The organism is Candidatus Stygibacter australis (genome assembly GCA_030765845.1).
In the GTDB taxonomy this organism is placed as follows: domain Bacteria; phylum Cloacimonadota; class Cloacimonadia; order Cloacimonadales; family TCS61; genus Stygibacter; species Stygibacter australis.
In genome coordinates this window covers 1-10,019 of the sequence record JAVCDJ010000254.1, presented here as the reverse complement: position 1 = coordinate 10,019, position 10,019 = coordinate 1, and the positions used below count along the sequence as shown (strand labels likewise).

The window sequence follows — 10,019 nt, the reverse complement described above, 5'->3', positions numbered from 1 at the left end:
ATGATATAATTTGCCCCAAAGAGTTCGCCTGTCCGCCAGACGCATGAGAGGAATTTCTGAACTGGAACGGTCAGATCGGTTTTTTCCTGATCACTGGTGAGGCAGTTATCGCAATTCTGGCAATTTGGTTCCCTGTAGTTTTCACCAAAATATTGCAGAAGTATCTGCCTGCGGCAGACATCAGCTTCACAGAATCGCACCATTTGCTGTAAGAGGTTATTTTCGTGCACTTGTTCAGTTTCAGATTTTTCTTTAAAGAAATACTTGATCTTGATCAGGTCACCATAATTAAAGAGCAGAAGACAGCTTGCAGGTTCACCATCACGCCCCGCACGTCCGATCTGCTGATAATAGGTTTCTATATTTTTGGGCAGATCTGTGTGGAGAATATAGCGAATATTGGGTTTATTGATGCCCATCCCGAAGGCAATAGTTGCCACCATGATCTGCACATCATCGCGACTGAAATTCTCCTGGTTATGCAGGCGTTGACTATCAGTGAGTCCCGCATGATAGGGCAGCACGGAAAGACCTTTTTGCTGGAGATAATGAGTGTATTCATCAACCTGTTTGCGGGTGGCACAATAGATAATGCCAGATTCCTGGGGGAAATCTTTGATAAAATCCATGATCTGACGATGGGCGTCGGTTTTTAGCTCAACTGCCAGATAGAGATTAGGTCTGTTGAAGCTGGAGACAAAAACGTTTGGCGAGTCAATTTTGAGGATACGGGCGATATCAAGACGGACATTATCTGTAGCAGTGGCAGTGAGGGCGAGGAAAACAGCCTTTGGAAAATGGTCACGCAGATCAGCAAGCTGGCGGTATTCCGGGCGAAAGTCATGACCCCATTCTGAGATACAATGAGCTTCATCAACCGTGATCAGACTCACATCAGTGGTTTTTAATAACCAGAGGATCCGGTCAGTTAGCAGACTTTCAGGGGCAATATAGAGCAGTTTATATTGTGCGCGGGAGATACCAGACACAATATTTTCGTATTCAACGCGTGGCAGTGAACTATTCAAAAAAGTTGCTTTCACTCCCAGTTCCAGCAATTGATCAACCTGGTCTTTCATCAGACTGATCAAGGGCGATACCACTACAGTGAGTCCTGGAAAGATCAGGGCAGGTATTTGATAGCAGATCGATTTCCCACTGCCAGTGGGCATAACACCTAATGAATGATTTTTTGCCAGCACATTCATGATCAAAGTTTCCTGCAAATCCCGAAATTCATCATAGCCAAAGACTGATTTAAGAATCTGTTTTATTTTATTTTTCATATTTTTACCCGTAGGGGCGAACCCATGTGTTCGCCCATAATGTGTTTGCCATAATTTTGAGATAGATTATTATCCCCAGATGAGGGCAGACACGCGGGTCTGCCCCTACGATTTTCCTTGTGTTCATCGTCAATTTGACATCCATCATTATTGTCAAATATCTGGATTATTCCATGCAGATGGTTTGGCATAATCACATAATCACCTAATTCAACATGAGAAAACTTATTTTTCAATTTTAACCACCAGCTTTCAATCATTAATCCAGCAGGATTTAATTTCATTGCTTCATTTTCTATAGAGCCTAAAAGACATTCCTTTATATTTACGCAGATAGTCAGATGATACCAGCTATCCAGGCTATAATCGTAATCTTTTAGCCTGATTGAACGCCTATGGTGTAATTTGGGATCATATTTCATAATAAAGCCTTTGTTTTGATCTGACATATCTCCTTGACTATGAGCAGACATTTACTTCCTGAATGTGGGCAGACACATGGGTCTGCCCCTACGAATATTTTATCACCCAAGTCTGGTAGGGACGAACCCATGTGTTCGCCCTCTTCTACTCATACAAACCAGCATGTTCACACCTTAACTTATTTCAGTATTTATTTATTAATTTCCTTGAAATTAAGTCAAATATATTTTGTATGCTGATTATATTCTTCAATTTGATTTAAGAAGTTTCTTGACTCTGAATAAGCAATTTAGCTGATTTACGTTATGGAGGTAAGAGTATGAAAACAAGTTTATTAGTTGTTATATTTATGTGTTTTATTTTTATGAATATATTTGCTGTGCAATTGCAGCAGGTGATCACAGAACCAGAAAATGGCTTATCCGTTAATACAATTATTGATGATAATTATCAGGCACCGGACATTCCAGAATTAAGGCTGGATGATCTCTGGCAGACCTCTGATCCGGCAGCTATCTGTGGTGATGTGCTGGTTTCTGAGACGACCCAAAATACTTTTGCACGCTGGCAGACGAACACCGAACGTGTTTCGCTTTTTAATTATAATGGAGGCATTGACTGGGAACACGTTGTAGGCAATCTCGATTTTGATTATCCTATTGACATGCTGGAAAGTGGTGATGTGCTTGCTGTAGGTGATAGCAATATTCTCAAGATATTTTCACCTGATTCCTCTACTCCCACCTGGTCATATACCCATCCTTACGTGATCAGAGGTATTCAATTAAGCGCAGTTGCAGATGAAGTATTTATCTCCTATTATAATGAATTAGAAAGCAGCAGTGGCGTTCAATGCTATACTATCGGAGATGACACTCCAGTTTGGGACATCACTTTTGCCGGAGGTGCTGGGACACTCACTTTGTCTGACGATGCCTCAACTCTTATATTCACTCAATATGGCGGGGGAAATAGTAATATGTGGGTAATGGATACAGAAACAGGAGAAACCATTTTCCAGACTGTGGAATATAATCAGAATCCTCCCGCTATTTCTGCAGATGGCAGCATCATAGTCAATGGTGATTATTCCGGTTATGTGTGGGTATATCAATATGACGAGGAACTGCAAACTTATAATGAACTCTGGCATTTTCACGTAAATGGCGGGGGAACTTCTGACTGGATAGGAGGAATGGCAATTTCTGCTGATGGCAGCACAATTGCCGTGGGAACTCTTACCTTCGTTACGGGTGGTTATAACGGTCAGCTATACTTGTTCAATATCTATTCTCCCACCCCTGTATGGGTATATGAAAATGCCGGTGACTATGTGATAGACGTAGATCTATCGGCTGATGGTTCTGTTCTGGCTGCTGCTGGTTATGGACCTTATGGGGCTACAGGAGATGAATTCATGCTTTTCCGGCGTCAAAGCAATATTCCCGTATTTGCGATAGACGCTCCCGGCTCTATGTTTGCCGTTGATCTTTCTGCTGACGGCACTTTCTGCACAACTGGCGGAAAAGCAGTTCATGCTCGCGAAATGGGCTCAGGTGGTAATATCTATTCCATTGACTGCGATCTGGGTGGTGGAAACATCACGGGTAACGTAAATCTGGATGGTGCAGAAGATAATTCCGGTGTATATGTGGAAGTAATAGGTTTAACTGATTATTATGGGTTCACTGATATAGATGGAGATTATATAATAAATAATATCCCGGAAGGTCTTTATACCATAGAATACAGCAAAACCGGCTATGAAACATACTCCGATTTCAATGGTATTGTGATTGAAGGTGAAACCACCGAAATGGACGATGTTACTCTAACCCCTCACGGTGATCCTCCTCTCAACCTTACTGCCTCTCAGGCTACAGACATCACAGTTACGCTTAACTGGGACTCTCCTGCCTCCGGTGAAGCACCAGGATATTATATATATCGTAAACTCAACCTTGCTGATCCCTATCCAGTAGAACCCTTCGATATCATCTTTGCCCAGAATGACTATATTGATGACAGTGCTCTGCCTGAGATGGAATACTATTATGTGGTTACTGCCATGACTGCCGAAGGTTATCAGTCACCTTATTCCAATGAAGCTACAGGCTGGATCAGTACCGGCTTTATCAGTGAAGAGCTGAATGTTACGGTAGGCACTACTCCCGTAATTGATGGAATTATTTCTGATCAGGAATGGGATGATGCATTTTGCTTTGATGCTTCAGATTTCTGGGGTAGTTATGACAGCACTCCTCAACCTATTGGCAGCGTGATGGGCTATCTGAAAATGAATGCCAACCAGACCGAATTTTATGGTGCTTTTATTAACTTAAATGATCCTATTCTGGAAGATCATGATGAAGTCGCCCTATATATTGATGATAATGGTGATGGAGTGTATCCTCCTGTGGGCGAGAATACTGAAGGTAATTTCTGGGCAGTATATTATGCAGCTGGAAATGAGCTTAGATTCCGGCCTATCTATAATACCGGTGGAGTGGGTGATGTAGTATATCTGCCGGATCCTCAGGTTGCTGCTTCGGATGAAACAGGCAGCGTGATCTTTGAATTTATGATCCCTATGAGTGATGACCCTTCTCATCTCACTCCGGGACCGGAGAATTACTCTAAAATAGGACTTTTTGTTCTGGATGACAACGCTCCTGATCCTCATGACTTTGATGCCTGGTGGCCCCATGATAATTTAGATATTTTTGACCCCGCAGATTATGGAATAATGAATTATAACATAGAATATCCTGACCCTCTGCCTCCAGAAAATCTTACTATTGAAGATTTGCCCGGATATATTTTTCACCTCACCTGGGATATGCCCGATATGCTTGATTTTGATCACTTTAATATCTATTTTGCCCTGCAGGATGAACAATTTGAGATCATTGATACTTCTATAGGCACTTCCTATGATTACGATTATGAATTCTATCCCCAGACCAGCTACAGCTTCTACCTGACTACGGTCAATCAGGAAGGAATGGAGTCAGAGGCATCTGAGATCGTGGAATATTATACTACCGATAATGATCCGTCTGATATTCCCCTGGTTACTGCTCTGCTGCCAAATTATCCTAATCCTTTCAATCCCCTAACTACGATCAATTTCTCAATTGCTGATGATAATAGCAGAACCATCATCAATATTTACAATATCAAAGGGCAAAAGATAAAAACTCTTCTCGATGAAGAGATGTCTGCCGGTAATCATCAGATTATCTGGAATGGCACAAATAGTCTTGAGAAGCCAACAGCATCAGGTTTATATTTCTATTCCCTGCAAAATGGCAATTATTCAGCCATCCGTAAAATGATCCTGCTTAAATAATTCCTTACTAGAGGAGAATATATGAAAATACTCGCAGTTCTGGGTAGTCCCCATAAAGAAGGGAATACTGCCGCAATTCTATCATTCTATCTTGCTGAAGCAGTTAAGAAATATCCCGAGGCAGAGGTGGAAAACATCTATCTGCAAAACTTGAATATCAAAGGCTGCCAGGCTTGCTTCTACTGTAAAAAAGCAGATACTAAAACTTGCATTATCAATGATGATATGACGGATCTTTATCCCAAAATAAATGACGCAGATGTACTCATTTTTGCCACCCCTATCTACTGGTGGAATATGACTTCTCAGATGAAAACCTTCATCGACCGGTTATATGCACTTGATTTTAGAGCTGGGGCTCTTAAGGGCAAGAAACTGGTTTTTCTCACAACGTATGGAGCTCCTGAATATAATTCATCGGGTGCTTATTTTGTTGAACAATCTCTGGCATCCATGGCAAAATTTACTGGCATGGAATTCACTCAGAGATATGGTGTTTGCTCAGATGACACGCCAGATAATCCCTTAAGCAGTAATGAAAAGGTGCTGGCTGATATTAAGGAGATAGCACTTACATTATAAACAGGATAATTAGATGAAATTTAAGCTCTTAATCGTCATATTTGTGATCTCATGCTGTCTGATCTATGCTCAGACAGAAGCTCCCCCAAAAATAGGCCTGGTACTCAGTGGTGGTGGCGCCAAAGGCGTTGCTCATATTGGCGTGCTCAAAGTACTGGAGGAATATGGAATTCAGCCGGATTATATCACTGGTACAAGTATGGGCAGTATTATCGGTGCTCTCTACAGTCTGGGATATTCCGCAGAAGAACTTGAGACTCTGGTTCTTTCACAGAACTGGGATGATGTATTATTTGATATTATTCCCCGCAATAGCATTTCCCTGGAAGAAAAGGAAAGTGACGGACGCTATGCTCTCTCTTTTCCTATCAAGGGTTTAGGTGTTTCACTACCCAAGGGACTTGTTGCCGGACAAAATATTTCACAACTAATTACCCGTCTCACTGTAAGTGCCCATCAGATCAGGGACTTCCGTAAATTACCCATCCCTTTCCTCTGTATTGCCACAAATATCGAAACAGGGGAACCAGTTGTCCTCGATTCAGGATTTCTCCCGGAGGCGATTCGTGCCAGTATGTCTATCCCTTCCATGTTCACTCCCGTACTTTATGAAGATAATCTCCTGGTGGATGGAGGATTAGTACGCAATTTCCCGGTTTCTGACTGCCGTAAAATGGGTGCTGATTTCATTATTGGAGTTGATGTAGGCACTGGTTTGCGGAACAGGGATGATCTCAGTTCGCTGGTCAGCATTATGGAGCAGGCGATCAGTTTTCAAGGTGCATATTCCACTCAAAAGGAACAAAGGCTCTGCAATATTCTCATTATGCCAGATGTAGAAGATTATGGTATCACTGATTTCCAAAAAGCTGATTCCCTGATCGCTCTAGGTGAAATAGCTGCCAGAAAGGTTATAGATCAATTAGTTGATCTTAAAATAGAACTGCCTGAAACTACCCCAACCCCCACTATTACAACTAAAACTGTAAGCCGCATATTTATCAAAAAGATCAAGATAGAAGGTCTGGAAATGGTTTCCAAAAACCTGGTCATGGGAAAACTCAGGATCAAGGAAAATGCCTGGACTGATATTAATAAGATTGATAATGCTATCACCCAGATTTATGGCTCACGCTATTTTGAAAGGGTTATTTACAAACTTCAGCCACTTCCAGAAGGTAATCTGCTCACGATCAAGGTTTTGGAGAAAAGCACTAGTATCTTCCGCTTTGGTATCCACTATGACAGTGATATGAAAGCCGCTATGCTTCTGAATACAACTTTCAGAAATTATGTCTTCCAGGGATCAAAAATTACTATTGATGCCAGACTGGGAGAAAACAAAGGTTTCCGCTGGAATGAATTTATTCATACTGGCTGGAAACCAGGAATCGGACTCGGTTGGGATGCATATTATGACCAGTTCACCTTAAATCTTTGCGATGACCAGGGAGAAAAAATTGCTCTGTTCAATGTTGAAAATGTCGGGACGGTTTTGGATATTAAAACTATTTTCTCCAATAACTTTGCCCTGGGTGCTTCAGCTGATATCGGAATTGTGAAGGTCACAAGTGATTTCGCTCCCGTTATATGGGGGGTTACTGATGAAAAGTCCAAATGGCTCAGAATCTCCAGCTTCTTCCTCTCTGATAGTAGAAATAAAGCTGCCTATCCCTCTGAAGGTTCTCGCATTTTTATGGAAGTAAAGAGTTTCTTCAGCGATGTGGACGATCCTTTGTTTGATAAAGATTTCACCCGCTTCACCTTTGATACGGAAACCATTATCCCCATGAGTAATAAAGTATCTCTCTCAATGAGAGCTTACGCCGGATTTACTGATGCCAGTGAAGTGCCCTATGAAGAAAGATTTTATGTGGGTGGTTTCACGGAAAAGAATAATGGAATACCCCTTGCCGGATTCCACTTTGGCGAAATTCCTGCCGAAGAAGCATATATTGCTTACTTCAAGCTCCAGTATCAGCCATTGCATGATAAATACCTTATCCTCAGATATGATACCGCCAGGGTTATCCAAAACTTTAACGGTGTTCCTGAACGAAACTTTAATGCTCAAGGCTGGTCTGCCACTGCCGGATTCCTTTCTCCCATAGGACCCATCGAGTTTACCCTGATGGGCAACGACCAGAATCCTGATGATATCAGCACATTTATCAGCATAGGATATAATTTCTAAACCACAGCGAACCTGCTGATAAACACCTTCTTTCATAAAGGCTCTTATAAAATTAATCTATTGGATATTTTAATACAATTTATATTCTAAAACAGTGAAATTATTTGACAGGAATGATAGAAAAAGTTCGTTCTGTATTGTACCTTGAATCAAGGGAAATAAAATTGTTTTGGGGGAAAATGAGGAGTTTGAAATTAGAAAAGGGGTTATTGTAATGAATCTAAATGGAATATCCGCGACAATTGTCGGGGACACAAACATTATGGACAATTGTTTGAAAAATATTGATTAAAAAAACAGGATAAAGCATAATATTGGAGAAAAAATGAAATATAATGTAACACAATTATCAAAAAAAGATTTTCAGGAAGCTATTGATCTGTCGAATATGACATTCAGCATGAATGTTGCACCACATGATTTTCCCAGCATGATTCCTTCAGTCTATAAAGAATCTGAAGAGAATATGAAATCATTTTATGCAATTAAAGAAAATGGTAAAATCAGGTCGATGCTTGGAATTTTCCCAGCAAAAATGATTGTGAATGGTACAACATTAAAATTATCCCAAATTGGTGGTGTTTGCACACATCCTTATTTCAAAGGGAAGGGGATGATGACAACATTAATGAAGTTCGCCGTGGACAAAATGAAAAGTGATGATATTGATCTAGCTTTATTGGGAGGTCAGCGAGATCGGTACAAATACTTTAATTTTGAGGCCTGTGGAATGGAGCATGAATATTCTATAAGTACAAGTTCATTTAAACATAATAAAATAGATTGCGAGAAACTTAAATTAGAATTATGCTATAAAAATGATATTGAAATATTGAGCTCTTTAAATAACATATACAGAAAAAATGATGTATATATTAACAGAGAAAATGAGAAGTTTTTTGATATTTGCCATGATTTCCATTCAGATCTTTATATAGGAAAAATCGACAATAAAATTGTTGGATATTTTGTTGTCGATAAGAAGAAATCGTTTATTACAGAAATAAATGCACTGACAGCAGATATTGAACTTATGATGATTAAAGCACTTACTGATCTAAGCAATGGCTGGAAACGTATAAGATCTATGAGTTTTGATCTTAGTAGAAAATTGGATTCAATTGTTGAAGATAGAAAGATAGATGCTTCAGGAAACTGGCAAATATTTAATTTGGAGAGGGTAATTACTGCATTCTTATTACTTAAAAATGAAACTATAAAACTTCCTCATGACCAGGTAACAGTAGAAGTAAAAGATTATGGAACTTTACAAATAATTGTCTCAGACAATGAGATAATCTGCAAAAAAACAGATGCTAATGCCAAGCATTCATTCCAATTAACTGAATTTCATAGAATAGTTTTCGGTCCGGTTTCTCCAATTCATATTTCAAATTTACCTGATGAATTTAATATTTTGAATTTATGGTTTCCCTTACCTCTGTGCATTAGCACTCAAGATCATCTTTAGGACAAAGTGAATAGTGAGAAGTGAAAAGTGAACAGGACAAAAAATCCCTGGCCTGAGAAAGTAGTTCTATAAGTCCTTATTATTTCAGGTATTGTCCAAAGGTAAATTTTTATCAATATCAGGAGTGTAAAAATGAGTTTAAAAAGTGAATTATCTCAGTTAAGAAGCAGGTATCCCGTATTAACAATAATAGTTATAATAATAGTCTGTTTATGTATATTAGGAACTTTTTATGAATTTAGTAAAACAATAGGAAAAGATATTTATCTTCTAATTCATTAACAAGTTTCTCATTTTCTCAAAGAAGGTAGGATAAAGTTTTTTTTAAAATTCCACCATCAGTTACATTCAAGTAAGTGAAGCTGTAAAAATTCTCATAAATAGAGGTGAACTGCTGAGAATTAAACTGCTTAAGATAAATCTACTGGAGCACGAATACTAGATAATTCCACTTTAATCAAGTCTATTAAAAGAATTTTCTAACGGAAAATGAAATTGTGACAGAAATAGAGATCAGCAATATCTCTCAATTTTTTCTATCATTTAGCTGATAAAAATGACTTTTTCAGCAATTAGCATCAAGACAGATCTTTCCTGACCTTTTTAATTGACTTCAAATAAAGGAGTTTTTGATTGAAGAAATGAAAATCAGTTCTATTGGCACCGTTATTAGAAGTGAAAATGAGATTATGCTAAAACTTGAGAAAAAGT

General features: G+C 39.2%; 6 protein-coding genes. 4 read left to right on the top strand and 2 right to left on the bottom strand.

All coding sequences use genetic code 11. From position 1 onward, the window contains the following. On the bottom strand, positions 1-1,286 hold a 1,286-nt coding region (locus tag RAO94_12815; protein MDP8323222.1), incomplete at its 3' end, for a RecQ family ATP-dependent DNA helicase. Beyond that, entirely contained in the window at positions 1,283-1,735 is a 453-nt protein-coding gene (locus RAO94_12810) for a hypothetical protein (protein MDP8323221.1), read from the bottom strand. The genes RAO94_12810 and RAO94_12815, both read right to left, overlap by 4 nt. A 293-nt stretch (positions 1,736-2,028) precedes the next feature. Here RAO94_12810 and RAO94_12805 point away from each other — a divergent pair, with 293 nt between their 5' ends. The 4 genes from RAO94_12805 to RAO94_12790 all read left to right on the top strand — a co-directional run bounded on the left by RAO94_12805 (position 2,029) and on the right by RAO94_12790 (position 9,308). After that, positions 2,029-5,061, top strand: coding sequence for a T9SS type A sorting domain-containing protein (locus RAO94_12805; GenBank protein ID MDP8323220.1), 3,033 nt, complete (start codon positions 2,029-2,031; stop codon positions 5,059-5,061). Positions 5,062-5,082: 21 nt separating this feature from the next. Beyond that, complete coding sequence (locus RAO94_12800) at positions 5,083-5,643, top strand: flavodoxin family protein (protein ID MDP8323219.1); 561 nt, start codon at positions 5,083-5,085, stop codon at positions 5,641-5,643. Between the two features lie 13 nt (positions 5,644-5,656). Then, the gene (locus RAO94_12795) at positions 5,657-7,837 is read left to right on the top strand and encodes a patatin-like phospholipase family protein (protein MDP8323218.1); all 2,181 of its coding nucleotides are present in this window, start codon (positions 5,657-5,659) and stop codon (positions 7,835-7,837) included. A 325-nt stretch (positions 7,838-8,162) separates the two neighbouring features. Then, on the top strand, positions 8,163-9,308 hold the full coding sequence (locus RAO94_12790; GenBank protein ID MDP8323217.1) for a GNAT family N-acetyltransferase: 1,146 nt from the start codon (positions 8,163-8,165) through the stop codon (positions 9,306-9,308). Positions 9,309-10,019 lie beyond the last annotated feature (711 nt).